The 26630-nt window shown below is 43.4% G+C and carries 23 protein-coding genes and 1 pseudogene; 18 read left to right on the top strand and 6 right to left on the bottom strand.

The features are described 5' to 3' along the window. The first annotated feature begins 45 nt into the window (after positions 1-45). Together M3193_RS13410 and M3193_RS13415 are read left to right on the top strand one after the other, a co-directional pair. On the top strand, positions 46-981 hold the full coding sequence (locus M3193_RS13410) for an NERD domain-containing protein (protein WP_251628561.1): 936 nt from the start codon (positions 46-48) through the stop codon (positions 979-981). 842 nt (positions 982-1823) lie between these two features. Then, positions 1824-3359, top strand: a complete 1536-nt coding sequence (locus M3193_RS13415) for an AbgT family transporter (protein WP_251628569.1) — start codon at positions 1824-1826, stop codon at positions 3357-3359. A gap of 247 nt (positions 3360-3606) precedes the next feature. On the opposite strand, the gene M3193_RS13420 is transcribed toward M3193_RS13415, so the two are convergent. Then, positions 3607-4104 (bottom strand): DUF1456 family protein, encoded by a 498-nt coding sequence (locus tag M3193_RS13420; RefSeq protein ID WP_251628571.1) that lies wholly within the window; start codon positions 4102-4104, stop codon positions 3607-3609. 327 nt (positions 4105-4431) lie between these two features. Between M3193_RS13420 and M3193_RS13425 the strand changes: the two genes are divergently transcribed. From M3193_RS13425 to M3193_RS13435, 3 genes are all read left to right on the top strand, one after another. Then, positions 4432-5025, top strand: a complete 594-nt coding sequence (locus M3193_RS13425; protein WP_251628573.1) for a DUF4352 domain-containing protein — start codon at positions 4432-4434, stop codon at positions 5023-5025. 255 nt (positions 5026-5280) lie between these two features. Beyond that, positions 5281-5619: a hypothetical protein gene (locus M3193_RS13430; protein WP_251628575.1), complete on the top strand. Its 339-nt coding sequence runs from the start codon at positions 5281-5283 to the stop codon at positions 5617-5619. A gap of 40 nt (positions 5620-5659) precedes the next feature. After that, complete coding sequence (locus M3193_RS13435) at positions 5660-6280, top strand: NUDIX hydrolase (RefSeq protein ID WP_251628577.1); 621 nt, start codon at positions 5660-5662, stop codon at positions 6278-6280. Between the two features lie 181 nt (positions 6281-6461). Here M3193_RS13435 and M3193_RS13440 read toward each other — a convergent pair whose 3' ends face one another. Beyond that, complete coding sequence (locus M3193_RS13440; protein ID WP_251628579.1) at positions 6462-7322, bottom strand: STAS domain-containing protein; 861 nt, start codon at positions 7320-7322, stop codon at positions 6462-6464. A 198-nt stretch (positions 7323-7520) separates the two neighbouring features. Between M3193_RS13440 and M3193_RS13445 the strand changes: the two genes are divergently transcribed. The 7 genes from M3193_RS13445 to M3193_RS13475 all read left to right on the top strand — a co-directional run bounded on the left by M3193_RS13445 (position 7521) and on the right by M3193_RS13475 (position 14776). Then, positions 7521-8354, top strand: a complete 834-nt coding sequence (locus tag M3193_RS13445; protein ID WP_251628581.1) for an STAS domain-containing protein — start codon at positions 7521-7523, stop codon at positions 8352-8354. Between the two features lie 232 nt (positions 8355-8586). Next, the gene (locus tag M3193_RS13450) at positions 8587-9201 is read left to right on the top strand and encodes a sterol desaturase family protein (RefSeq protein ID WP_251628584.1); all 615 of its coding nucleotides are present in this window, start codon (positions 8587-8589) and stop codon (positions 9199-9201) included. A 57-nt stretch (positions 9202-9258) separates the two neighbouring features. Continuing rightward, on the top strand, positions 9259-9975 hold the full coding sequence (locus tag M3193_RS13455) for a GntR family transcriptional regulator (RefSeq protein WP_251628594.1): 717 nt from the start codon (positions 9259-9261) through the stop codon (positions 9973-9975). Between the two features lie 62 nt (positions 9976-10037). Next, positions 10038-11966, top strand: coding sequence for a bifunctional metallophosphatase/5'-nucleotidase (locus M3193_RS13460; RefSeq protein ID WP_251628596.1), 1929 nt, complete (start codon positions 10038-10040; stop codon positions 11964-11966). Between the two features lie 579 nt (positions 11967-12545). Next, the gene (locus M3193_RS13465; RefSeq protein ID WP_251628598.1) at positions 12546-12992 is read left to right on the top strand and encodes a hypothetical protein; all 447 of its coding nucleotides are present in this window, start codon (positions 12546-12548) and stop codon (positions 12990-12992) included. A 454-nt stretch (positions 12993-13446) separates the two neighbouring features. Then, positions 13447-13896 carry a universal stress protein gene (locus M3193_RS13470; protein WP_251628600.1) on the top strand — a complete coding sequence of 150 codons (450 nt, stop codon included), beginning with the start codon at positions 13447-13449 and terminating at the stop codon, positions 13894-13896. Between the two features lie 175 nt (positions 13897-14071). Then, a complete protein-coding gene (locus M3193_RS13475; protein ID WP_251628609.1) occupies positions 14072-14776 on the top strand; it encodes a CBS domain-containing protein in 705 nt (234 codons plus the stop codon). A gap of 77 nt (positions 14777-14853) precedes the next feature. Here M3193_RS13475 and M3193_RS13480 read toward each other — a convergent pair whose 3' ends face one another. The 4 genes from M3193_RS13480 to gltS form a co-directional block, all read right to left on the bottom strand. Continuing rightward, positions 14854-16083 (bottom strand): dicarboxylate/amino acid:cation symporter, encoded by a 1230-nt coding sequence (locus M3193_RS13480; protein WP_251628616.1) that lies wholly within the window; start codon positions 16081-16083, stop codon positions 14854-14856. Positions 16084-16117: 34 nt separating this feature from the next. Continuing rightward, entirely contained in the window at positions 16118-16981 is an 864-nt protein-coding gene (dapF, locus tag M3193_RS13485; RefSeq protein ID WP_251628618.1) for a diaminopimelate epimerase, read from the bottom strand. A gap of 27 nt (positions 16982-17008) precedes the next feature. Next, positions 17009-18022, bottom strand: coding sequence for a D-cysteine desulfhydrase (locus tag M3193_RS13490; protein ID WP_251628619.1), 1014 nt, complete (start codon positions 18020-18022; stop codon positions 17009-17011). Positions 18023-18449: 427 nt separating this feature from the next. Next, positions 18450-19640: a sodium/glutamate symporter gene (gltS, locus tag M3193_RS13495; RefSeq protein WP_251628621.1), complete on the bottom strand. Its 1191-nt coding sequence runs from the start codon at positions 19638-19640 to the stop codon at positions 18450-18452. 432 nt (positions 19641-20072) lie between these two features. Between gltS and M3193_RS13500 the strand changes: the two are divergent. The 6 genes and pseudogenes from M3193_RS13500 (at position 20073) to M3193_RS13525 (ending at position 26615) form a co-directional block, all read left to right on the top strand. Further along, positions 20073-21676: pseudogene (locus M3193_RS13500) on the top strand (BCCT family transporter). 187 nt (positions 21677-21863) lie between these two features. Continuing rightward, on the top strand, positions 21864-22556 hold the full coding sequence (locus M3193_RS13505; RefSeq protein ID WP_251628623.1) for a GntR family transcriptional regulator: 693 nt from the start codon (positions 21864-21866) through the stop codon (positions 22554-22556). A gap of 15 nt (positions 22557-22571) precedes the next feature. Beyond that, positions 22572-23720, top strand: a complete 1149-nt coding sequence (locus tag M3193_RS13510) for an LLM class flavin-dependent oxidoreductase (RefSeq protein WP_251628624.1) — start codon at positions 22572-22574, stop codon at positions 23718-23720. A gap of 2 nt (positions 23721-23722) precedes the next feature. Then, on the top strand, positions 23723-24301 hold the full coding sequence (locus M3193_RS13515) for an amino acid synthesis family protein (protein WP_251628626.1): 579 nt from the start codon (positions 23723-23725) through the stop codon (positions 24299-24301). After that, complete coding sequence (locus tag M3193_RS13520; RefSeq protein WP_251628628.1) at positions 24301-25122, top strand: alpha/beta fold hydrolase; 822 nt, start codon at positions 24301-24303, stop codon at positions 25120-25122. Before M3193_RS13515 ends, M3193_RS13520 begins: the two co-directional genes overlap by 1 nt. Further along, positions 25119-26615 (top strand): aldehyde dehydrogenase, encoded by a 1497-nt coding sequence (locus M3193_RS13525; RefSeq protein ID WP_251628630.1) that lies wholly within the window; start codon positions 25119-25121, stop codon positions 26613-26615. The genes M3193_RS13520 and M3193_RS13525 overlap by 4 nt, the downstream gene beginning before the upstream one ends. The last annotated feature ends 15 nt before the right edge of the window (positions 26616-26630 follow it).

The following is a 26630-nucleotide window of genomic DNA, read 5'->3' on the forward strand; positions in this document are numbered from 1 at the left end:
AAAGTAGACGCGTTGATATGGTTGCCAAATGAAATGGGGGATTTCATGAGTGTGGACAACAATATGATGTCGGGATTTTACGAAGGCATTTGGATTGCAATCAAAATGTATATGGCATCAAGCATGTTTCCGGTAGTTGTCATTTTCGTGATCTTGTCGATCATACTGCAGTGGAAAAAGCCAGTTATCAAAGGTAAGTATGGGGAGTGGGTTGTAAAGTCCAAGCTGCAGAAATTAGGGGATGCATATACTGTCTATCATGATGTTTATATTCCTAATGGCGAGCGCGGGCTGACGCAAGTGGACCATATAGTGACGTCGGTTCATGGTGTGTTTGTTATCGAAACAAAACATTACAGCGGTTGGATTTTCGGGGATGAATATAAGCCGTACTGGACACAAGTCATTTATAAGAAGAAAACAAAAATGCATAATCCGATCCGGCAAAATTACGGCCATGTGCAAGCATTGCTTACATACATAGGACAAGAAGAAATGAAGGATGTCCATTCCATTATCGCCTTTTCACCGAACTCTACTTTTAAATTCAAAAAGGGTTTTACGTCCGCTCATGTTATACAGTTTCCTGAATTGCTGACAACAATCAAGCAGTACAAGGAGCAGCGTATTAGTGAAGCTGCGGTGAAGGGGATTAATGAAAAGCTTAAGGGTCTGTTGGTTGAGGATAAAAGTGAGAGGAAGCATCTTAAGGCGGCGCATATGCAGTCGGTGCGGAAAGCGAAAGGTGCCAAGCAGACGCACCGTATACAAGCCAGCCTTATGTCAAAGGTGACTAAGGAGGTTGCTCCCACGACTTGTCCAAAGTGTGAAGGGCAACTGACTATTAAGGCGGGGAGGTATGGGAAGTTTTATGGGTGTAGTAATTATCCGGATTGTAGGTTTACAGAGAATTTGAACACGAAGCAGCGGAGTGTTATAAAGGAATTCAAACCAGTTAAGCGAAGCAAATATAGAAGCTAGCATAAGGCTTTTTATAGCAAGGAATTATGAAGAATTCTTTCTCCTATAAATCATTGCTTGGTTTGCAAAGATCGCAAGCATGAAAGGATAAATGAACCTTTTATACAATACAGTTATGACACTTCCATCCTCGATGCCAACAGGGAAATAACTATCCGCGGACGAACTAAGAATAATCGTAAATATGAAAGTGTTATCAGCTATGAAAAAGTGAAGAGAATAGTGGAAGAAGGATCAGCAGGAATCTACCATAGTACGTTAATTCATCATTTCTATAATAGAAGAACGATAAAGGCGTTTATTTTAGAACGTGATGACTATACATGCCACTATTGTGGAAAGTATGGAGATACGCTGGATCATAAAGTCCCGAAAGCAGTATGATGAATATATGAATAGAATTCAGGGAATTCATTCCCGAGTTTAGGATCACCATTTACAAGTGCAAATGGTGATTCTTTTTAGGTTGTTCAAATTGACTGGTTACACGTAATTTATCTGGTCCTAAACCGTTTTAATTGTACGGATACCTTGCACTGAATACATAGACAGAACTCGCAATCAATGATTTGGAAAGTAGATACATAATTTGTCTGGTACTTTTACTTGCCACCATTTCTCTAATTGTCTCCCAACACTGATTTTATTACTATTTTTATTACAAATGCCTAGTTATTAAACCTACATAAATATGTCTCACTAATAAGATGTTTCTCCCTAGTTAGTTATTTTTAAAAGCTATTCAAATTTTAAATGATTTTCATTATACTAAGGTTTGGCTAAGAGGGGTTTTAATTGTCAGAATAATTAATTGTGTTTTCAACAGGAGAAAGGGGTTTCCCATGCAAACGAAACGTAAAGGGTTTTTCCAAAAGTTTTTAGATATGATCGAAACAACCGGAAACCGCTTGCCACATCCCGTAACGCTATTTGCATTGCTTGCGTTACTTGTCATTGTACTATCTGCGGTCGTTTCTTCCTTCGGGATCAGTGTTCCGCATCCCGGTAAAGAAGGAGAGTCTATTGAAGTTACGAACCTTCTTACCGTAGAAGGCATTCACTATATCATTACGAATATGACCGCGAACTTCATCGGCTTCGCTCCACTGGGCGTCGTGCTTATTACGATGCTTGGAATCGGATTAGCCGAAGGATCGGGTCTGATCAGTGCGATGCTTCGTGGATTTGTCATGTCTGTACCAAAGCAACTGATTACGTTAGGACTCGTTTTCGCAGGTGTCATGTCCAGTGTTGCTTCTGATGCGGGTTATGTTGTACTTCCGCCATTAGGCGCCGTCATCTTCGCTGCACTCGGACGTCATCCACTTGCCGGACTTGCCGCGGCATTCGCTGGTGTTTCCGGTGGATTTAGCGCTAACTTATTGCTGTCGGGTACAGATGCTTTACTTGGTGAGCTGACAATTATGTCTGCGGCAATCATCGATCCTGCTTATGCAGACGGCATGAATATCGCCATGAACTATTACTTCATCGCGGCTTCTGTGTTTGTTCTTACAATCGTCGGAGCTTGGGTAACCGAGAAAATTGTTGAACCACGCCTAGGCGAATACAACGGAGAATTCCGTGAAAAGGTTGAAAAGCTGACATCTATCGAGAAAAAAGGATTGCTATGGGCGGGTCTGTCATTACTCGTTGCAGGAATCCTTGTCTCCTTGCTTGTTCTACTACCAGGTGCGCCTCTTCGCGGAGACGAAGCGGACATGCCTATTATTAAATCACCATTCATGAAATCACTTGTGCCGATCATCGCCTTCCTGTTCTTCGTTCCAGGACTCGTGTACGGAAAAGTGACGAAAGAAATTCGAAATGATAAAGATGTTGCAAGAATGCTGTCCGCAACAATGGCTGCTATGGGTACATTCATCGTATTGTCCTTTACAGCGAGCCAGTTCGTCGCTTTCTTCTCTGAGTCAAACATGGGGCTAGTACTTGGTGTGTACGGTGCGAAGTTCCTTGAAAGTATCAACTTGACAGGTATTCCACTAATACTACTATTCATCGGCATTGCGGCATTCATTAACCTGTTCATCGGTAGTGCATCTGCAAAGTGGGCGATGATGGCACCAGTATTCGTACCGATTATGATGAAGCTTGGCTATTCACCAGAACTGACACAAATGGCTTACCGAATTGCCGATTCATCAACAAATATCATTTCGCCACTAATGACGTACTTTGCGATTATTATCGCTTTCGCACAAAAATACGATAAAAAAATGGGTATTGGTACACTGATCTCTGTCATGTTCCCGTACTCTATGTTCTTCCTGATAATATGGAGCATTACTCTCATCGTCTGGATGCTATTCGGCATCGATCTCGGACCTGGATCTCCTATTCACTACAACGGAAACTAAGACTGAAGCACAACCTTCTATTATGGGTTGTGCTTTTTTTATCCGTGGAAGCTCTTTGCTTTTTCGTCCTCATCGCCTACATCATTTACATGGCGTACATTATCATACGGAATTAATAACAGGGACCACAAATAATACAACCATGAAAATAGGTACCAGGTACCCGAACAATTATTACAACCAAACCATTATAAAAATGCCTGGTACGAACGCAATTCGCAATTGCATCAGTACCAGGCACCTTACATTAAGCCCTGTATTTTATAGCTAACCCTTTTAAGAAGTTCCTCGCGTATCGATCCAGGCAGGGTTTATAATTTTTGTGCCCTTCTTTCCTCAATACAGCACTTAGTTCACCTTTGGATATAGTGACTCCTGCATTTTCCAAAATCTCAAGCATGTCCTCACTTGTTAACGCGAGTGCTATTTTCACTTTCTTCAGCAGGAGATTATTAACACTTTCATTCGTTGCCGTAGATACGGCCGGACCTTGAGGTTGTCCTGGTTTCGGATCTTGTTTGCCTCTTTTATAGATAATGAGGCCATTTAAAAATGAATCCAACATCTCATTCGTACACTTCATTTGCAATTCATTTTCAGGTTCATCTTCATTTGATTTTGTTAGCAACTGGATTACATCTTCTTTTGTCACTTCAACGCCGCCAAGTTTAAAAATATCTACCATCTCAGTATTCGTAAAATCCAAAGCATATCGCAATCGGATTAATATATCATTATTATTCATTTGTAGACCTCCTGTATAAAGTGCTTGTACAAAATGACTTCATCCTTATTATTGCCATTTTGTTTGTTACTAGTATGTATTTATTCGATTTACCCCTAATAATAGCACAAAAAAAGTGCGAAAGATTCCTGTGCATAAAAACGGGTAATCGAAATGCAAAAAATAACGCAATATAATCGAGTATTAAAAGAATAAACGTGAATGGGAATTCCTATTTACACAAATAGCGGGTCAAGAAGCACAGGTTTTATAGTAATAGTTGAAAATATTTTACATATTAGTAGTATAAGATAGAGTGAATATATTAATGTTTAGAGGAGATTTGATATGAAGCGATTACTAGTTTTAACAGGGGCAATGTTAGTAAGTTTGAGTGTACTGGCCGCTTGCAATTCGGATTCAGGGAAACAAGAGGACGAAGGGTCTAACGGAAAAAATGAACAAGAAAACAACCGTCTTGAAGCTGATCAAGCTAGTACAGGTTTCAAAGACCAGACTGACCTGAAGATTGGTGATTCGGGAGAAGCTGAAAGCACAATTGGAAAATACAAAATCACAGTCAACTCCGTGAAAAGAGTCGATGAAATAGATGGAAAAACCCCTAGTCTGGACTATTATTTTATTGCTGATATGACTGTTGAAAATATTGGTGATGAACCATATGATGCCATGGATATCATCGATAATTTAAACTTTACGAAGAGCCTAGATTCAGGGGGAGCAGGAGATTTCTCGAATTTGCATGACAGCGTAAAGCACTTTACAGGAACAATACAACCGGGTGAAAGTGTAACAGGAGAAGCTGTTTTTCAAGGACAAGACTCTGACGTTTATTATATTAAAACGATCGATGGATTAATCGCTTCGGGGGCTGTGAAAAACCAAACGATTTGGTCCTTTGATATAAATGAAACGGAGTAATCATTTCGGTGAACCACGTATTCGTAACCTTGAAAAGTAAGTGCCAGTCACCCGAATAATTTTGGTGTAAATCCGTTCACCTAATTCCCATTGTAGGGAACCTGCTAGTACAGGCCGCCTAATGTTAGCGCATTAGGTGGTCCTTTTTATTTTATTTGTAGTAGACAGACAAATGTTTTGGAAGTGTCCTGCGATGAGTTGAGGCTTTGAATGTGAAGCAGTAAAATATAGTTGTGTTTAAAAGGAGCGGTTCGAATGTACAATACTGACTTGTTTGAAGAAGAAGAGTATATTCTTTGTAAAAGTAAGATGGAAAAGCAGACATTTACTTTATTAATGGATGCTTGTGATAGGAACGAAGGGGAAGGAATCCCGTTACCTCTGATATGCATTATGGATGTATGCGAAGATAAGGTTCATTGGGGTAAGTTCTGGACTAGACTTTCAGATTTCAAGAGGGAATATCTGTCCCATACTAGTTATTATGGAGATCTGATTAAGGTTTTAGCTTTTACAATCTTTGGATATGGAAATTGGTCTAACAATGATCGAATCAGAAAAGGTTTGAAACCAATTCGATTTAAACAGTTGTAATGAAATGAATGACTGGTTTGGCGGAAAGGGGAATGATGTCATGAATCAGGAAAGATGGAGAGAACAACTGCGTACCAATCAAGAGTTGTTCATTGGTGAGGCGACTGCTCTCCGTTCAGCTGTTTTGATTCCACTCGTCCAGGTGGAAGGGCAATGGCGTGTGTTGTTCGAAGTCCGTTCGGCAACGATGAGGAGCCAGCCTGGCGATATTTGTTTTCCTGGCGGCCGAATTGATCCTACCGACGATTCGCCTCTTTTCGCGGCGTTACGGGAAACGCATGAGGAGCTTGGGGTGAGCCCCGATACGGTAGAAGTGCTGGGTTCACTAAGTCCGTATGTTGCTTCTCCGTCATTTGTTGTCTATCCGTTTGCCGGGATTGTGGATTATAAGGAAATCATTCGGTCCTATAATAAAAATGAGGTTGAAGAAGTGTTCACCGTGCCGCTTAATTATCTGCTTAGTCATGAGCCGTATATGCATCCGGTTGCGGTGAATCTCTCGCCCGATTTAAATTTTCCTTACGATAAGATTCGGAATGGTGAGAACTACCAATGGAGGGGGCGTACGGTGGAAGAATGGTTTTTCGAGTACGGGCCTTATACAATTTGGGGACTGACCGCGAGGATTTTGAAGCATTTCATTGAGATGATCCGTGAATAGTTCTGTGCAAACTAATTTGAGTTGCATCATGAAGGCGGTTGCTATCTATTCGGATGCAAGCTGCACGGACACCCGGAATACGTTTTGGAACAGATTGTAGCCATACTGTTTTTCCACGATAAAAAAATAATCCATCCTTGCGTGTAACTCGCTTAGGATGGATTATTTCATCTCGTGGAAATTAATACACGTTTTGATCACGATTAAATTTCAGGTCTACTAGTGCCTTCTTCAACGTTCCCTTTGTCATTTGATTACTAAAGTCCAATCCTAGACTTACAGCAGTCTGGGCAACTTCTGGCCTTATACCTGTTATGATCGTTTGAACTCCCAGCAATTTCAGGGTAGAGCTCAAATTAAAGATATGTTGTGCCACCATCGTATCGACAATCGCTACCCCGGACAAGTCGAGGATTAAGTAAGAAATTTTTAATCTGCCTACTTCTTTCGTCGTATTCTCCATCAACATTAATGCCCGTTCAGTATCAATATTTCCGATTAATGGCAGTATGGCGATATCATCAGAAATAGAAACAATCGGCACGGACAATTCAATAAATGCTCTTTTAGCATTATCGAGGTTAACTGTGTAGAAGTTTACAAAGGTTAAGCTAAAACAGTAAACGGCATGGTCAAGCAATGGATCTATGATCTTACATGTTGCTAACAATGATTTAACCGACATGTCATGTGTAAGTACCGTGTTTTCAATTACTTCATGGATAAAGGTTCGGTAAAGCGATGTATCTTTCAAGGCTTCATCTAATGGTACTCCAAGTTTATATACATAATCTGAAGTTTCCTTTGCCCATTCTTCTATTTGCTCATAGGCCCTTTCTCTCTTTTCTGGTTTGGCCAAGAATTCTCCAAAGAGACCTACAAAGTTTGCTCTCATCTTTATTATTTCGTCTTCAATATGTGAAGGGATTAATTGTCTTTGATCATCCGGAATCTCTGATAATCGTAACTCATGAATTTTACGTGCTATATTAATTTTTTCTTCTACTAACGTTTCTCCGAGTAATTCCATTTCATTTATCATCAGCACTTCCCCCTTTATAGAAATATATATTCTATTTGCCATTTTATTGTAGTGCATACACTAGATTTCTGCAAACTAACAATTACTAATGTAAAGGTCCCATGAGAATATTCCAAAAAGTAAAAAATGTGGTAAAATCATTTTAAAGTAGTTATTGATGATACTCTTCAACATTGAGGGGTGTAGGAGGAATAGAAAATGTCGGAAACAAGGAAACTTCATGATTTCTTACTGAGTAAGGCAGAGCAAATGACGGAAGAATGGTACGACAAACTTGATAAAAGTGATCCGTCAGGCGTGTATTCTTCTACCGATCCTTTGGAGATTGAGAAATTGAAAGGGCAGAACTTTGCCTTCCACGAAAATGCTTTTAGAATATTAATCGAAGAAGAATCTGAAGTGATGAATCGGATGGAAAGCTGGATTTTGGAGACGACAAGCGATCCTCAACTTGTCAGTACACCTATCGAATTTATCATAAGAGAGTTTATGAGGACGCGGAATGTATATTTTGACTTCATCAAAGAGTTTGTGGATGAGAATAAAGAGTCGATGACCATTGAATCCACTTTACATTATTATGAACTGATCATTAAAATAACGGATCAGGCGATTGTTTGGTATACACATGAAAGAAACAGACATCTAAGAGAAAAACTGCGAATCCAAAAAGATGTGATAAATGAGTTAAGCGCCCCAGTCATTGCGCTGAGTGACCAAACAGCGTTGCTTCCGATTATTGGAGAGCTGGATGCCGATCGGGCACGAATACTACTAGAGAACACATTAGAACAGTGTGTGGCTAAGGGGATCAGCAGCCTCTATATAGATTTGTCTGGCGTGGGACTGATGGATACGATGGTTGCGCAACAGCTTTTCGGTCTAATTCAGTCTTTAGAGCTGATAGGTGTCGGAACAACGTTATCCGGTATCAGGCCAGAAATTGCCCTGACAGCGATTCAGTTAGGGATCTCTTTCGATAATGTACGGATCACTTCAAGGCTTTCACAGGCGATCCAACAAGCATACTAAGTGAATGATAGTAAACAAGAAAACCACTCTCGGCCGCTGCAGGCTGAAGAGTGGTTTCTCACTTATATGGAAAAGCGCTCACTGTGAAGAAAATCGAAAAGAAACAATTGATAAATTATTCTGTACGTCATATAGTTAGGTAACACCAAAAAATAAACTGGTCTTACCAAATGGGCACTTTCCAAGTTAGGGATTTTGGAGGAACTTCAACTGACAGACAGGGGGATTATCAATGAATACCAAGTACGTGAAAGAGTTTGTTACGTTTCCGGACGTCACAATTATGCTTGTTCTGCTTGCTCCGCTTTTGGGCTATACGTTTTTCCATCTTCTTTCCTACGGGACGTGGATTGCGTTCGGCATCGGGATGGCTACGTATGGAATGAGTGAGTATGTCGTCCATCGGTTTTTATTTCACATGAAAACGCCGGAAAATCCTACTTTATTGAAAGTGATTAAGCGCTTACACTTTGATCACCATGCCTACCCGGATGATCTCAAATTGCTTTTCCTGCCGCTTTGGTTCAGTTTGCCCGGCTTCGCCATCTTTTCAACCATTTGCTACTTCATCACAAATAACTTCACATTGACGATTGCTTATCTTGCAGGAATTGTCCTCTATTTTATGATTTATGAATGGAAGCATTATGTTGCGCACCGGCCGATTCAGCCGCGCACAGCATTCGGCAAAAAGATTAAGAAAGTGCATCTCTGGCATCACTTCAAAAATGAGAACTACTGGTTTGGTGTGACGCATACCTCTATCGATAAAACATTTGGAACGTATAAAGATCAAAAACTGGTCGAGAAAAGTGAGACAGCCAAGAATTTGGAGAAGCGCGCCTGAATGAAAGGGAATCGTGCCCGGCACGCTACGGGTTGCGCAGTCAAAGGAGATTTTGCGATGAGTCGTACAGCAGCTGTTGAAAAAGAACTGATGAAAGCAATTCTTCAAGGAGACTATCCGGCAGGAAGTCAGTTGGAGACGGAACGGGAATTGGCTGCGACGTATCAAATAGGGCGTCCTGCCATACGGGAAGTCTTGCAGCGCCTTGGCCACGGGGGATGGCTGTCGCTCAGAAAAGGGCAGCGTGCGGTGGTGAATGATTATTGGTTTGAAGGCAACAGTACGACAATCGTCGATATAATCGAGTACTTCGATGAGGTGCCGGATGCGTTTGTTCTCTACTTTTTGGAAATGCGAGTTGCGCTGACACCCCATTATGTAAAAAGCGCATTGAAGCTCCACCAACCTAAAGTCGTTGGCTTGCTGGCGGAATTCGATGAGCTGCCGGATACAGCGCAAGCTTTCGCTTCGTATGATTGGAAGATCCAAAAAGGGCTGGCAAGATTATCAGGGAATCCCCTGTTCTCGCTTGTGCTCAATAGTTTTGATTCAGCTTATGAGAAAATAGCAATTAAGTATTTTGAGAGCGCTTTTCGGCGTCGGGCTTCGTTAGATTATTATGGGGAACTGATGGAGGCTGCTTTAAGAGGGGATTCTCGGCAGGCAGAAGAGATTGCACGCGCTATGATGGAGAAAAGTTATGCGCTGTGGAAGGATGAATTATCACCTCACGAAAAGATCGGCGTGAAGTTCAGCTTCGCAGACATGCAGTAAGAGAGGCATACTGCCGAGATAGATGGAAGAGGGGGATTCCGATTCATAAAGTAGGGGGCAGTTTGATTTCGTTCATTTTTATTACAGCAATCGTCTTTTTTATGCCTATTCCTAAAGGAAGCGCAGATTCACAGGGAGATTCCATCACAATCCTTTTCACGCATGACATGCATGACAATCTGCTGCCGTTTGAAGTTGAAAGGGAACAAGGGAAAATGACCGTCGGCGGATATGCCCGATTGTCCAGCGCCATTCGGGAACAGAGGAGTAAAGATCCGGATGCAATCGTAGTGGATGCTGGTGATTTCTCGATGGGGACGCTGTTTCAAACTATTTTCACTTCACACGGACCGAGCCTGACCTTGCTTGGTAAGATGGGATATGACGCGACCACGTTCGGCAATCATGAATTTGACTTCCGGTCTGACGGTCTGGCGGAAAGCTTGCTCGCAGCGAAAGACAGCGGCGTGCGGCTTCCCGGAATTGTTTCTACCAATATCGAATTCCCGAAAGATGAAGATGGAAAGATCGCTGCCGATGTAAAAGCGTTAAAAGAAGCGGTGGATGCATATGGCGTAAAGGAGTATATCATCCTCGAACGTAAGGGCATCAAAATCGGCATCTTCGGGCTGATGGGAGAAGAAGCCGCCGGCAATGCCCCGATGTCCGGTGTGACGTTCCGCGACGCGGTAAAGAGCGCCAAGTCAACGGTCGCTGCATTGAAGGAAAAAGAGGGTGTCGATCTTGTGGTTGCTCTTTCTCATTTGGGTACATCAATGGACCCGTCCAAATCGGAAGATGAACGAATGGCAAAAAGCGTGTCGGGCATCGATGTCATTATTAGTGGGCATAGCCATACGACGCTCATGGAGCCGATCATTGTTCGGGATACAGTTATCGTGTCGGCAGGCGAGTATGGAGAGAATCTAGGCGTCCTCAACATCTCTCAGGATAGCAAAGGCAAGTGGGCAGTCAATCAGTACCAATTGCGGAAGATCGACGACTCTCTCCCTGCAGATCGGGTGATCGCCGAAACAATCGAGGACTACAAACAGGAGATTCAGAAAGAGTACCTCAACCGCTTCGGGATGGAATTTGATGAAGTGCTCGCCGTATCACCATTCGATTTTACCCCGTTTACAGAGCTCGGGGTTGAACAAAGAGAAGAGCCGATCGGCAATTTGATCGGCGACGCATTTATTCACACGATTCGGGAGTTGGAAGGAAGCGATTATGAGCCGATCGCTGCAGCGGTTGTGCCGTACGGGAATATCAGGGATTCATTCAGCGAGGGGACTATTACGGTTGCAGATGTTTTTAAGGTGTACTCATTGGGCGTCGGATCGGACGGGATTTCCGGCTATCCGCTGCTGGATATCTATTTGACGGGGAAAGAATTGAAAACTGTTGCGGAAGTCGATGCATCGATCACGCCGATTATGAATGAAGTCCAGTTGTATATTGCTGGTTTAAGTTATACGTTCAATACAAACCGCTTCCTATTCAACAAGGTGACAGACATTCATTTGCAGTCTTTTGACGGCACGAAGGAAGAAATCGATGACGAAAAGCTCTATCGCGTCGTGGGCGGATTGTATTCCGTTCAAATGCTGCCCTATGTAAATGAAAAGTCATTCGGCCTTCTCTCGGTTGTCCCGAAGAATGAAGACGGCAGCCCCGTAACGAACTTTGAAGACCGGATCATTTACATGAATGATCAACAGGAAATGAAAGAATGGTATGCGATTGCGAATTACTTCAAGTCCTTCGAGAAAATGGACGATGTCGCACAGGTGCCTGCTTATTATGAAAATGCAAAGGATAGGAAAATCGTCGAACACGATGCGAATATTTTAGCGGTGCTTACCAAGCCGAATGGCATTATCTTAACTGCGTACGCCGTTTTGCTCACTTTTGTCGGTTTGCTTGGACTACTGATTGCCGTTTTACTGAAAAAGAGGAAACGTAGATTGGGGAAAGTGCGTGTGTGAAAAAATGAAGTTGAAGAAGAATTTATAAGTAGGGACACCCGACTAATAACTATTTCTCTGATGACTCTTTGTACTTCTGATGTTCTTCCCTAACAAAGACCATAGTCTTTTCAACATTTAATATATCAATTAACCCGACTTTCGCCCTTTCTGAAAAACGTCGAAACCCTTGAGTAACAAGGTTTTTGTGCGTTTTTTTATCTGCGAGTATTGGAAAGGAAAGTGCGACTAACCTTAAAACAATCAAAGTTGATAAAACACGCAGTGTTCAGGGACACAATTCATCTGAATTTGGTGTCCCTGTTTTTGTTGCATCAACATTAAGATGCTTTAGATAGACAAACTGGTTAGCACAGTAATTAGCAGCCATCGCATAAGTTTATATGCCTTTGTTATTTCCATTGTTAAAACACTTGCTCCTCGGAAATTGGAATGATTTTTTTTGAAGGAAGTAGAGGAATCTATGCTAAAGTAAATTAAAGATTGCTAAATGTTGTACTTTAAATAACTGAGCAGGTTAGTTCATGAAAAACGGTGAAAACTTTCGTTTGTCTTATTAAAGAGGGAAGGAGGACAGCTATGAAAAAGTATCTTTTGTTCATGTTAATGGGTTTTACTTTAATGTTATCAGCTTGCTCCCAAACCGAAGAAGAAAAAATACAAGTTTACTTAGAAAATAAAAGCACGAATTTTTATGATTTTTCAGTTGTTGATATTACAGATGGGAAATTAAACATTGAAGTCAAAATGCTTTCCAATTCTGATACAAGGAGTAGTGAAGATGTAGAATTTGATGTACGTGTTGAAACAAAAGCATCATTGGAAGCTGTAAAGCATTATTCTAAAGAACATTTAGATGTAGTAAAGGAAGTAAATCTTTACTTTGTTACAAGAGAATCAAATAAAACCGTTGCAGAAATAAATGCAAGTAACGATACTATCTTGGGAACCAATTGGAGAGACCTGGATAACAATGAACTTCCTCAAATTGTGGATGGTTACAAATATTATGGTGTATCAAATTAGTTCTTTGCTGCATGATCGGACCAAGAAGGGCTGATTTATTTTTTTTGTGCCAATTTTCACCTATTTCTCTTACCAACGGGTGAACCATTCCGATGCTACTAAAATTTGCAACTCATCTTCCTTCTAAATCTTTCTATCCATTATTCAATCAGTAAGTGTTTTAACAAGCGAATTAGCAAAGGTTCATGAATTTATGTGCTCTTGTTAATCCCTGTGCTAATTGCGTTTCCATTTCGTCTATACAAATCATCTAAACGTTGATATAACAACAAAAACGGGGACCCAATTCATATACGAAATGTGTCCCCAAATGCTGTGTTTTTAATGTTTTCTCCCCATCAACCGAACCCGTTAGGATCGATCAGCTTTTTCTTTTGACACTATTTTTTTAGTAGGGAAGGAAATGCTCGATTCCTGTCGAAGTAGTACATATGAAGAGAATGGAGTGAGATCTATGTCATTGGATTACAAACAAATTATTATCGCAATAGATGGGTCAGTAGAGGCGGAATGGGCATTCAAAAAGGCGGTGGCAATTGCAGACCGTAATAATGCCACATTGAATTTGGTCAATATCGTCGATACGCGGTCGTATTCTTCTGCTGAAGCTTATGACCGTTCAATTGCTGAAAGCGCACATACATCTGCAGTGGAATTGCTGAACAATTATAAAGCGGAAGCCGTACAAGCAGGCGTGCAAAGCATCAATGTAGTTGTCGAGTATGGATCGCCGAAAGTGATGATTGCAAAGGACCTGCCGAGTAAATTGAATGCAGATTTAATTATCTGTGGAGCGACTGGTTTGAACACGGTTGAACGCTTCATCATGGGCAGCGTCTCTGAAAATATAGTGCGTTCTGCGAAATGTGATGTACTCGTTATCCGCAGACCGGAAGACTTGTAAGTGGGAAATAGATAGGAATGGAATACGCCATCTCTTCGATTCAATAATCGTCAGATGGCTTTTTATTACGCGGACTTGAGAGTTAATTTTTCAATTAAGCAGCCAATCGGTCGGCAGGTAGTTCATGATGATAAAAAAACGGGTATACTCCTTTCAAAAGGAGTTGCATGAGCTGATGACTGTGAAAAATTCAGAGCGTTTTATTGTCGCTTATAACCGGATTGAGAAGATCCTTTCTGAAAAAGCGGATGGCGATGAGTATTCCCCGTTTTACCGCCTGATTGATAAAGTAAAGATTACAAACTCCGTAGTTCGCAAATACGAAGACGATTTACGGGAGTTAGGGGATTTGCGCAATGCAATCGTGCATAACCGAACAGACATCGACTATGTGATTGCAGAACCCCATGATGAAATTGTAGAGCGCATTGAATTGATTGAACAGAAATTAAGCAATCCACTTCGTGTAGGTGCTCTTTTCGGCTGTAAGGTACATACTTTGCAAGCGGAGGATCCCTTAACTGCGGCATTGAAATTAATGGCCGAAAGCAGGTTCACCCAAATCCCATTTTATCAGAATGGTAAATTCAAGGGATTGGTTACGGCTGCAGACATTACCTATTGGTTTGCGGGCCATTCGACAGAAGACTCCATTTCCCGGGAAATACCGACACTTTCCGAGGTTTACGATTATGAAGATCGTAATGAACCATTTGAATTTGTCGACAAAGACCTATCTGTGTATGAGGCTGAAGATTATTTCAAGCGGGCGATTTCAAGAGGTGTCCGTTTGGAAGCATTGCTCATAACGGAAAACGGTCATGCTGATGGAGAATTGATTGGCATCATTAGACCTTTTGATGTGCTGAAGATAAAATAAACGAAAAACCCCCATCCTCAACACTGGATGGGGTTTTTCGATTCGTTTGGACTTTTCGATCCATACTCTAGCTGCTCTTATTCTACACTCACATTATCCATCCAGTCTTTTCCTTCCAGCTGCCTCGTCACAATCATACTTGCGACTGTGTCTCCGGTTGCGTTGACCATTGTGGCAGGTGGGTCAACAACGACGCCGATTGCTGAAATCATCGGCAATGCTTGAATCGGGAGACCGTAAAGTGTGACAATGACCATTTCACCGATAAATCCGCCGCCAGGAATTCCGCTCATCACAACACCTGACAGTAAGGAAATCGCAATCGCTGTTACGAAGGTGCCGAATCCTGTGAAATCCATATTGAACACGCCGAAGACGAACGCGATTTTGAGGATGGCAGAAAGACAGGATCCATCCATATGAATGGTCGCGCCGAGCGGCAACACAGTTTCCCGAATATCCTTTGGCACGCCGATTTGTTTTGCTGCCTGCAAGTTGATAGGGAGGGTTGCAAAACTGCTTCCCGTGCCAAGCGCTGTTGCCGCTGGTGCAAGGATGTTTTTCCAAAAGCGGACAACTCCTTTTTTCCCGCCGGCAATGAATGCGTAAAGCGTGAATCCAACCACAAAGTATAGAAATGCAACAGGGTAATAAAGGATGAATGCTTGCGCATAATCACCAATCAGTTCTCCGCCGAAGTCGCCGATCAGCGCTGCGAAATAGGCGCCCAAGCCGATCGGAGCATAGTACATGACGAGTTGAATCACTTTCATGAAGATTTCGGAGCCGCTTTCTAAAAAGCGGGCAAACGGCTTGCCGGCTTCGCCTGTCAACCCAGTCGCAATTCCTAATAATACTGAGAAGACGATTAACGCAAGCATATGTTTACGTGAGAATAAATTTACGAAGTCCGGCACTGTAAAAGTATTTACAAGTTGATCGGACAACGACAGAACTTCTGTGTTTTCAACAACCTCCATAGGAACATCCACCCCGGATCCAACCGGGAAAATAAGAACGGCCACTAACATTGTGAGGGATGCAATGATTCCTGTAATGATAAATACCGACAGCATGGAGCCCATGATTTTTCCGAGACGTTTCATGCTGTCCATATTCGCGACAGCTGATGAAATCGAGAAGAACACAAGTGGAACAACAATCATGAATAGTAAATTTAAGAATAAATCCCCGAACGGTTTAATGACGCTGGCCTTTTCTCCAAAAATAAGCCCGATAATCGATCCGATGATAATGGAAGCTAGAAGAATGAGTGGAAAACGATACGCTTTTAATTTTTTCGCCATGCAATTGTTCCCCCTTTTGAATGATATCTATCTATTATTCCTGACGCTTCCAGTGGAAAATCCCTTGAATCGTAGTCTCCGCCGGTCCGGTCATCCAAACGCGGTCATCGTCCGCCCATTTAATGCGCAGATCTCCGCCGCTCAAATGGACTGTGACATCTGTCCCTTTTTCGATAAAGCCGTTTAAAACAGCAGCGACAACAGCCGCGCTTGCTCCCGTTCCGCAAGCTTCTGTTACACCGGAGCCTCGTTCCCATACTCTGTAATTCATTTCATTGCTGCTAATGATTTCAACAAAACCTACATTTACACGATCCGGAAAACGCGGGTCTTCCGTAACGATTGCGCCCACCTCGTGTAAAGGCGCTTCCTCGATCGCATCGACAAAAAACACAGCATTTGGATTGCCCAAAAATAATGCCGTCACTTGCAATGCACGTGACGCAACGTGAAACTCTTCTGCAATTACTCGGTTATCGTCAGGACCGTGCATCGGAATTTGACTCCGATGTAATGAGGGCGATCCTAAGTCTACTGTGACATTGTCTATGCATTCTCTATCGCCGTACACTTCGGCTGCTACGATTGCCGCCTTCGTTTCAATCCGGAAGGTATGGCTAGAAACAAGAAGATTTTCAAACACATATTTTGCTGTACAGCGTAAGCCGTTTCCGCAACTTTGTCCTTCCGACCCATCCTTATTGAAGATACGCATACCGACATCGGCTACGTCACTCGGATGGATCACAATGAGGCCATCTGATCCTATGCCTGTATTGACATTTGAGACGTCCACCGCTAGTTGATTGAAGATCGAAGCATCGAATTCGTTTGTGATCGCATCGATATAAATATAGTTATTTCCAATTCCATGCATCTTTGTAAAAGGTATTTTCATAGGGCTGTCCTCACTTCCGGCAAAGCTTCATAACGCAAACAGGTCTTCATCGAACAGGGCAGGGGTTGCGTATAACGACGGAGACCCGCCTGTATGGACAAACAGGACATTGTCTTCTTTCTTGAATGCTCCCTTGCGAATCAAGTCGATAAGTCCTGCCATCACTTTTCCCGTATAAACGGAATCAAGCAGGATGCCTTCCGTTCTCGCCAACATTTGTACCGCTTCAATCATCCCTTGGGTCGGAATGGTGTAGCCTTCGCCAACATAGCCGTCGTAGCAGTGGACATGATCGGCTAAGTGATTGGCTGATACGTTTAAATAATCCGCTGTTTGCTGCACGAGATCCGTGATTTTCGGGATTTGTGTTTCGTTTGGTCTGGAAACATTGATGCCATGCACGGTAATAGGCGCGCTGCTTGCATGGAGACCGACAATCAACCCTGCCTGCGTACCACCGCTGCCGCTCGCAACGACTACATCATCAAGTACGAGTCCGTCTTCAAAAGTTTGCTGCAGAATCTCTTGGGCGCACGCTGCATAGCCAACCGACCCCAATGCATTCGATCCACCGATCGGAATTACATAAGGTGTCCTGCCCGCCATTGTTAATTCCTCGCTCAATGTTTGCATTTCCGCTATTATATCTGAGCCATGCGGGACGACCTTGATAGACTCGGCACCTAGTAATTTAAATAGCAGGTTATTGCCGTTTGCACCTGGCTCATAAGGAGTCGCAATACCTTCCTCCAAAACTAGCTGGCATTTTAAACCTTCCTTGACGGCGGCGGCCAGCGTAAGCCGGCAATGGTTTGATTGGAGTGCGCCGCCAGTGACAATCGTGTCTGCACCTTTGCGAAGTGCATCTGCAATTAGGAATTCCAGTTTTCTCGTTTTATTCCCGCCACCGGCAAGTCCTAGTAAATCATCCCGTTTGATATAGATTGAAGGACCGTTTAATAGCTTAGTTAGGTGAGGTAACTTTTCGACCGGTGTTTTTGCGTGCGTATAACTTCGCCTAGGATACTTTGCTAGTAACATTCGGGCATCTCCACCTTTACATTATTTGGATCTGTAGAACATAGCGACTTTACATTTCCATCTCCTTTCAAATTATGTTTATTCCAAAGTATCGATTAGAAAAACTTTTCTGTCAATACACAAAATACAAATCCCGACATTCTTCTACATATGTTTGTATTGAAATGCTGATCATTCATGGGCGTACTACAGTATATTTTAGGAATACTTTATTATGCTTCGCTTTGCTTAATTCGCGGTGCCTGTGCAAGGCAAGTAATTCGCGGTGCCTGTGCAAGGCACAATTCAGTAAATACACTACAATTGCATAAAAATAAAAAGAGAAGCTGGGAGCCCCAGCTTCTCGATACAACAATGTATATTTAATCAAATTGTATGAATTAACATGAATGTTTCTTGCACAGGCACCGACAAGATTCTGACAATTTTATTTGGATGCCAGCATGTTGATGGTTGTGATGATGATTGGGGCGCTGAAGACGACGTCCATTAGAAATGCGCCTACGATTGGTACGACTAGGAACGCTGTGCGTGATGGGCCGAACTTGTTGACAGTGGCGCCCATATTGGCCATCGCGTTTGGTGTAGCACCTAGTCCGTGGCCTAGGAAACCGGAAATCATTACCGCCGCATCATAATCCTTGCCGAGGGCGCGGAACATGATGAACACGGAGAATCCGACTATGAAGACCACTTGAACGAGAATGATACCGATGAGCGGAAGTGCTAGTCCTGCGAGTTCCCATAGCTTAATGCTCATGAGCGCCATGGAGAGGAAGATCGCTAGCGACACGTCGCCAATCAGATTGATTTCCTTCATGTTGACGGTTCCTGGCAAGAAACGGTCCATGATGTTGCGGATGAGCACCGCGAAGAACATCGCGCCTATATAACCGGGCAATACGAAGCCGGTTGCTTCGGTGAACAGGTCGCCAAGGATTATTCCGCCTGCCATCGCTAATGTGATCATTGTCACTTGGATCATGAAAGAATGCTGGCTGATCGGCTTTTCATCCTCTTCCATGTACTCAGCCACTACGCCTTCTTTCGGTTTCAGGTTATGTTTGCCAATTAGGTGACGGGCGATTGGCCCGCCTGACAGGCTGCCGCAAATCAATCCGAGTGTCGCAGCGGCCATCCCGATTGTCACGGCAGATGTGACGCCCAGACTTTCAATCGTCTGCCCGTATGCAGCCGCTCCTCCGTGTCCGCCGCTCATTGACACAGCGCCGCTCATGACGCCTAGCAGGGGATCGATATTAAACACTTTTGCAAGGGAGACGCCGATGACGTTCTGCATGAAAACGGTTACTCCGCACAGCAGCAAATAGATGATGAGTAGCTTGCCGCCGAGTTTTATCAGCTTAAAGCTCGCGCCCAGTCCAACTGTCGTGAAAAAGGCTACCATGAACAAGGACTGCAAGGATGTATCCAATGAAATCTCGACAATGCCGGTGGATTTCAAAATGAGCGCGACAATTGCGAACAGCAGACCGCCTACGACCGGTGCAGGAATGAGGAACCGATCAAGGATGCCGATTCGGTTAACAAGCGCCGTGCCAAGCAGGTACAATGCTGCCGCTAGAAATAATGTTGTTATCTGATTTAGTTCAATCATGCATATTCACCTTTCCTTTACGTTGAGAGGACGCGATGCAGCCATTTCCTCTCCTTTAGTCAGGCCTTATCTGTGTACGATACCCGTTTCGGCATATTACACACGTATAACCCATCCTTAAAATGTAACAAATCCATAGTCAACTTGGAACAGTATAGGAATATAAAATTGTCTTGGCAATTTTCTTGGAAGAGTAATAAATCAAACACATGCTACCGTTGCTGCATATTGCATATTTACCTTTTAAATTCATAATTTTCCTTATAAATCGCTTTTTGTATCCGAGATGTAAAGGTCTTAACGGAGTATTCTTAAAACTGTATTGACTATTGGGAAAACGTATTATAATCTGAAATATATCTTGTATGGTACATGCAAGATAGGGGAATCGTTGTGAATGCAGTATCAACAAACTAAAGGGGTGGGGGAAACGTGGCAAAAAACTATTGGTATTTTATTCGGGAGAAGATTGACTGGCCTGTATTTCTGTTAAGCGGGGGGGCGCTAGTAGCATTTGTTGTTCTATCCTACTTTAAAGTAGAAGCAGTGAGTAAATTTGTGAGTACTGGTTTTGATTTTTCAATCCGCTATTTTGGGGCTTATTGGCAGTTTCTAATGTTAGCTACATTCGTTGTTGGGGCTGTCTTGGCTATTTCTAAATATGGAAAGGTTCGGCTTGGAGATCGGCATAAACCGGAAATGAGTTACTTTAAATGGGTGGCTGTCATTATTACAACAGGTCTTGGAGCTGGTGGAGTGTTTTGGGCCGCAGCTGAGCCAATGTATTACTTTTTAGAAGTTCCTCCAATGCATAAGGGGATCGTCGGTGCGACGACCGATGCGATTGGACCCGCTTTGGCACAGAGTTATATGTCGTGGGGATTCACGGCGTGGTCCGTTTATGGTGCGATCAGTGCAATCATCCTTATTTACGCACATAACCATAAAGGGATGCCTTTGAAACCAAGAACACTTTTATATCCAATACTCGGAAAAAGGGTGTTGACGAGTAAGTGGGGAATAGCGGCAGATGTTTTTTGTATTATTGGGGCAGCTGCAGGAACGATTGGACCGATTGGTTTTTTAGGATTGCAAGTCAGTTATGGTACACATGCAATTTTTGGAGTACCTGACACATTCAGCACTCAATTACTGATCATAATTGGTTTGACAGCTGTTGTATTAGTTTCGACGATAACAGGGATTGATAAAGGGATTCAGTGGTTAAGTAAGTTGAATGTCAATATGATGATTCTCATCGCAGGATTCCTCTTAGTACTCGGTCCCGGTCTGTTTATTATTAACTCATTCATGGCGTCTTTTGGGACCTATGTAAGTAATTTGTGAATATCAGTACATTCCGCGGTGATGAGGAATGGTTAGGGTATTGGATGCTATTTTTCTTTGGTTGGTTTATTGGCTTCGGACCTTTGGTTGCCCTCTTTGTTGCGAGGATATCCAATGGCCGCAAGATTAGGGAGATTTTCATTGTTGTAGCTGTGTTAGCTCCAGTAATCACTAATTTTTGGTTTACTGTACTAGGTGGCACGGGCATTTTTTATGAATTGAATAATGTAGGTTCTGTTAGTGGTCCGCTGAAGGAGGGGGGCCTGCCGAGTGCGATCATCGCGATTGCAGAACAGATGCCGCTAGGTACTATTATGCCAACGATCTTTCTCGTTCTAACCACACTCTTCGTTGTCACAACTGTGGATTCCATGTCTTATTCAATTTCCATGGGGGTAACCGGTGATGGAAATCCACCAAAAGTAATTCGTGTATTTTGGGGAGTCATCATGGCGGTCATTGCAACGATTTTAATAAAGATTGGTGGCGGTGGAATAAGTGCTTTGCAATCATTCGTGGTCATTGCAGCGGTTCCAGTTTCTATTTTGATGCTCCCGATTTTATGGTACGCGCCCAAAGTTGCAAAAACGTTAGCAATAGAGCAAGGGATTGTTGAAGAAAATAAAGATTCATTACCAGCTGGGGATTCCAACTCTTTCTCTGCAGTCAACTATAAAACTCGAGATTGATAGTGGGGAACTTTCTAAATATTTATTGACATCTGATTAGTTCTATATTAATCTAGTATCAAATCTCCTTGCATGGTACATGGTAAGTGCAAGAGGATACTAGTTTCTATTTAGGTCGGCTTGTTACCTACTGTATATGTTTTTCTACCATGGTACATGGCAATTTAACTAAAAATGAAAGAGAGGTGTGCTCGTCATCACTCAAACGATATTGACTACAAGTATTACGACTCAAGTAACGAACGCTATACGGACAGCAATCATTACGGGTGAATTTGAGCCCGGCAAACAATTGTCTGAAGCTGCATTATCGCAGTCGTATAAGGTGAGCAGGACTCCCATTAGGGAAGCATTAAAGCAACTGGAACGAGAAGGATTGGTTGAAATCATTCCACGAGTTGGAACTTGCGTATTAAAGCCGACAGAAAAAGATTTGGAAGAATTATTTACTGTGAAAGAAGCATTGGAAGGCTTCGCAGCAGGTCTCCTTACGGAAAGTGGAAATGCGGAAGCAATCGAGCAAGTGAAAGAAGCGGTTGCCTTAATGGAGAGGGCTGTAGAGAAAAAAGATCACAAACTGTTTGTTGAATCAAATAATCTCTTCCATAAAGCAATTATGGATGGAGCTGAAAATTCAAAGCTAGGGTACTTGTACAATCTGTTATTAAACCAAATTCCATACAATGGATATGTTTACCTGAGTATCGACGTTCCCAACCGGTTGGAAGTATCTCTCCGGGAACACCAACTCATATTAGCGGCCATCCTGAGTGGGGATCGGGAGGCAGCGGAGAAAACAATGCGAATGCATGTTAAGGAAAGTGCAAAGGGATTAAAAAAAGCGATCGGCAAAAGATTGTATCAAGACGATGAAAAATAAGGGGGAAATAGGGTTATGAAATTCGGAATATTTGCGAATCTAGCGGGGCCAGGTCGTCATGACGAGTATTATAAAGTATTGGATGAGGCACGGGAGCAAGCTGTCTATTGCGATGAAAACGGTTACGATTCCATCTGGTATACAGAGCATCACTTCGGTCACGAAGGAAATGAATTGATTTCAAATCCACTGATGATGGGGGCAGACATTGCCGCTCGGACAAAAAATATCAAGATTGGTCAGGCAGCGAATGTTGCCACGTTCTGGCATCCATTGCGCTTGGCAGAGGATATTGCCATGTTGGACCAATTAAGCAAAGGCCGCGTAGAGGTTGGGTTAGCCCGGGGATTATACGGCCGTGAAGCAGCGAATCTAAATCCATTGGCAGATCCGAAAAACAATGATCAAAACCGCGCTCTGTTTGAAGAGACGGTGGAGATTATGAAGAAAGCGTGGTCCAATCGTTTCTTTTCACATGATGGGGATATTTACAAGTATCCGCCGGAAGGATTGAAATGGAAGCACCCAATGAGTCCAGCGTCACCTGAATTCATGGATATGGAGAAGGGTGAAATCAATAAAATTTCGATTATGCCACGCACATATCAAAACCGGATGCCGTCTATTTGGCAAACGATTGATTCCCCGCGTTCGATTGAAATTGCGGCTGAAACTGGCATCAATGCGATGTTCTGGATGCCTACAGTGAAAGAGCTGAAGGGACGCTTTGAGTTGTATCGTGAAAGAGCATCGAAGGCACGCGGCTATGAAGTGCCGCTTGGTGAAGGGATTGCACTTGTCCGCGATGTGTATGTAGCGGAAACGATGGAGCAAGCACGTGAAGACGCTGCAGAAGCAGTGCTGAACACCTATCGCTGGATTTGCCACTGGAGAGGTCTTGGGAATTTGATGGATCCGGGCGAAGAAGTGGAGCTTGGCCAGCAGTTGACATATGAATTCCTCCATCCGAGAAACCTATTATTCGGTACACCGGAGTACGTAACGGAAAAAATCAAGGAACTACAAGAAGAGTTGAATCTGCAAAATTTACTGCTCTGGGTAAATCACAGTCATTTGCCGCATGAGAAAATGATGAAGAGCCTGAAGTTGTTCACAGAAGAGGTAATGCCTAATTTCACGAAAACTAAACAGGGGGTACTGTAATCATGTTAGAAATCCGTAAAGTATATACAGCAATTGAGGAAACACGCATTGAGGGCGGCCTACAAATCGAAGATCCGATCAGGATGATCACGACAATGTTAGTCATGAAAAACCCTTGGGCTAATAGAGGTTTTGTTGAGGATTTAATGCCTGAAATCAACGAATATGCACCGCAAATCGGTGAATTGCTAGTGGCGGAGTTGTTTAAGCATATTGAATCGGCAGACGATGTGGAAGCATTCGGTAAAGCTGCAGTTGTCGGTGTGGATGGAGAAATGGAGCATGCATCGGCATTTATCCATACATTGAAGTTCGGAAACAAGTTCCGGGATGCAGTGGAAGGGAAAAGCATCTTGCCGTTTACAAATAAACGCGGCGGTGCAGGCACACCGGTCATCATTCCGATGGTGCATAAAAACGAAGATTCGAAACGCTCACACTTCCTGACATTCGAAGCAACAATTCCGGATGCACCAAGAGCAGATGAAATCGTTGTTGCAATTAGTGTATCGACAGCAGGACGTCCGCACCCTAGAACAGGGGATCGCCATCAAGACATGATTGAGCTGGGGCTTGTCTAATGCCAATCTTTCCGTATGATCAGGGGACCATTTATTATGAAGAAAAAGGAATGGGTGAACCCCTCGTTTTCATTCATGGAGTCGGCTTGGATCATGCAATGTGGGAGCAGCAAGTGAATCAGTTATCTAATGAGTACCGCGTAATTGTGTACGACATGGTAGGGCATGGGGGATCTTCGCATCCTCCGGGTCCTTATTCACTTTCCCAGTTTGTCGAGCAACTGACTGCGCTTATCGATGGATTAGGTCTTGATAAAATCCACCTCGTCGGATTCTCCATGGGGGGGATGGTTGCGCAGGCATTTGCACAGGCACATAAAGAGAGAATGAAAACGCTCACAATCATGAACGCGGTCGCAAATCGATCGGAAGAGCAGCGGCAGGCAATTCTGGCCAGAGTGGAAGAAGTGGGAACGACTGGACCTGAAGCTACCATTGAACCGGCAATTCAGCGATGGTTTACTCCTGAATATCGTTATGCTCAGGATGGAACGGTCGGTCGGATCCGTAGACGTCTTCAAACAAACAACCCCACTTCTTACATAGTTGCGTACAGGTTGTTTGCAACTGCTGATCAGGAGCTTTGGAAGAAACTTGATCAGATTGATATTCCAACATTGGTCATTACGGGGGAGGATGATATCGGCTCAACACCCGAAATGGCGCAGCAGATCCACGAGAAAATAGCTGGTTCGGAATTGGTGATTGTCCCTGCGATGAGGCATATGCTTCCCGTGGAAAGACCGGATATCGTCAACGAAGCAATACATTCGTTTATCAGAAAGAACAGTAGTAGCGAGGTAAAGGAGATGCAGACTTGACAGAGCTGATGACAGAGCTAAAAACCTACGATATGTATATAAATGGCAGATGGACGGCGTCCTCAAGCGGAGAGTACTTTCCAAGCTATAATCCCGCAACGGGTGAGGCTTGGTGCCGCGTAGCAAAAGGGACGGCGGAAGATGTGGATCAGGCGGTGCAAGCCGCACATCAGGCGTTTTTGAATTCAGAGTGGACCCATATGACCTATACCGAAAGAGGTAAGCTTGTGAGGAAACTGGGTGAGTTGATCGCTCAAAATGTTGAACAACTTGCCCAGTACGAAACGATGGATAATGGAAAATTGATCCGGGAAATGCGGGGACAATTAAATTATTTACCGGAATTCTACTATTATTACGCAGGTCTTGCTGATAAGATCCATGGTCAGACATTGCCGATGGATAAGCGGGATATGTTCGCCTTTACGACTCGTGAACCGCTTGGCGTTGTCGCCGCAATCACACCTTGGAATTCACCGCTGTATTTGACGACATTGAAACTGGCGCCTGCACTCGTCGCTGGAAATACGATTGTCATAAAGCCATCCGAAGTTACCTCCGCTTCTCTGCTTGAACTTGTGAAACTTGTTGAAGAAGCCGGATTTCCACCGGGAGTCGTCAATGTAGTGACTGGTTTCGGAATGCCGGTAGGAGATGCGTTGACCTCTCATCCGCTTGTAAGACGTGTTGCGTTTACAGGAGGCACCGAATCTGCTCGCCACGTCGTCCGTAATACAGCAGAGAATTTCGCGCAAGTGTCACTTGAACTCGGCGGGAAATCACCGAACATTGTTTTCGAGGATGCGAATCTCGATAATGCCGCAATGGGCATCATCGCCGGGATTTTCGGCGCTTCAGGGCAGAGTTGCGTTGCAGGATCCCGTGCTTTCTTACATGCGGACATTTACGACCAAATGATGGAGAAGCTTGTTGACCGTGTTTCGAAAATCAAGATTGGTGACCCGTTAGTCGATTGTACAGAAATGGGACCACTTGCAACGGAGGCGCAGTTGGCACGCGTTGAGGAATATGTGTCCATCGGGAAAGCGGATGGAGGAACAATTGTTATCGGTGGAAAAAGGCCGGAACACCTGGAAAAAGGATGGTATTTTGAGCCGACGATCTTCGAACATACCGACAACACGGCACGCATAACGAAAGAGGAAATCTTCGGACCGGTTTTAAGTGTAATTCCCTTTAAAGACGAGGCAGAAGTAATCGAGCTTGCAAATAGCACAGAGTACGCATTAGCGGCAGGCATTTGGGCAAGTGATATTGGGAAAGCCCATCGAGTGGCCAAAGCTGTCCGGGCCGGAATTGTTTGGGTGAATACCTATCGAAGCATTTCGCCAATCGCACCAATCGGCGGTTCCGGTTTAAGCGGGCATGGCAGAGAGAGCGGTTTTGATGCGATTTATGAATATACACAAAGTAAGGTCGTCTGGGTGAATACTTCATCCGAACCGATTCCCGATCCGTTTATTATGCGTTAATCAGTAACTGGAAAT

It is taken from the genome of Sporosarcina luteola, from assembly GCF_023715585.1.
Taxonomy (GTDB): domain Bacteria; phylum Bacillota; class Bacilli; order Bacillales_A; family Planococcaceae; genus Sporosarcina; species Sporosarcina luteola_D.

Coding starts and splice junctions, on each gene's coding strand:
- M3193_RS13410 (WP_251628561.1), top strand. CDS start 46: ATGAGTGTGGACAACAATATGATGTCGGGATTTTACGAAGGCATTTGG.
- M3193_RS13415 (WP_251628569.1), top strand. CDS start 1,824: ATGCAAACGAAACGTAAAGGGTTTTTCCAAAAGTTTTTAGATATGATC.
- M3193_RS13420 (WP_251628571.1), bottom strand. CDS start 4,104: ATGAATAATAATGATATATTAATCCGATTGCGATATGCTTTGGATTTT.
- M3193_RS13425 (WP_251628573.1), top strand. CDS start 4,432: ATGAAGCGATTACTAGTTTTAACAGGGGCAATGTTAGTAAGTTTGAGT.
- M3193_RS13430 (WP_251628575.1), top strand. CDS start 5,281: ATGTACAATACTGACTTGTTTGAAGAAGAAGAGTATATTCTTTGTAAA.
- M3193_RS13435 (WP_251628577.1), top strand. CDS start 5,660: ATGAATCAGGAAAGATGGAGAGAACAACTGCGTACCAATCAAGAGTTG.
- M3193_RS13440 (WP_251628579.1), bottom strand. CDS start 7,322: ATGATAAATGAAATGGAATTACTCGGAGAAACGTTAGTAGAAGAAAAA.
- M3193_RS13445 (WP_251628581.1), top strand. CDS start 7,521: ATGTCGGAAACAAGGAAACTTCATGATTTCTTACTGAGTAAGGCAGAG.
- M3193_RS13450 (WP_251628584.1), top strand. CDS start 8,587: ATGAATACCAAGTACGTGAAAGAGTTTGTTACGTTTCCGGACGTCACA.
- M3193_RS13455 (WP_251628594.1), top strand. CDS start 9,259: ATGAGTCGTACAGCAGCTGTTGAAAAAGAACTGATGAAAGCAATTCTT.
- M3193_RS13465 (WP_251628598.1), top strand. CDS start 12,546: ATGAAAAAGTATCTTTTGTTCATGTTAATGGGTTTTACTTTAATGTTA.
- M3193_RS13470 (WP_251628600.1), top strand. CDS start 13,447: ATGTCATTGGATTACAAACAAATTATTATCGCAATAGATGGGTCAGTA.
- M3193_RS13475 (WP_251628609.1), top strand. CDS start 14,072: ATGACTGTGAAAAATTCAGAGCGTTTTATTGTCGCTTATAACCGGATT.
- M3193_RS13480 (WP_251628616.1), bottom strand. CDS start 16,083: ATGGCGAAAAAATTAAAAGCGTATCGTTTTCCACTCATTCTTCTAGCT.
- dapF (WP_251628618.1), bottom strand. CDS start 16,981: ATGAAAATACCTTTTACAAAGATGCATGGAATTGGAAATAACTATATT.
- M3193_RS13490 (WP_251628619.1), bottom strand. CDS start 18,022: ATGTTACTAGCAAAGTATCCTAGGCGAAGTTATACGCACGCAAAAACA.
- gltS (WP_251628621.1), bottom strand. CDS start 19,640: ATGATTGAACTAAATCAGATAACAACATTATTTCTAGCGGCAGCATTG.
- M3193_RS13510 (WP_251628624.1), top strand. CDS start 22,572: ATGAAATTCGGAATATTTGCGAATCTAGCGGGGCCAGGTCGTCATGAC.
- M3193_RS13515 (WP_251628626.1), top strand. CDS start 23,723: ATGTTAGAAATCCGTAAAGTATATACAGCAATTGAGGAAACACGCATT.
- M3193_RS13520 (WP_251628628.1), top strand. CDS start 24,301: ATGCCAATCTTTCCGTATGATCAGGGGACCATTTATTATGAAGAAAAA.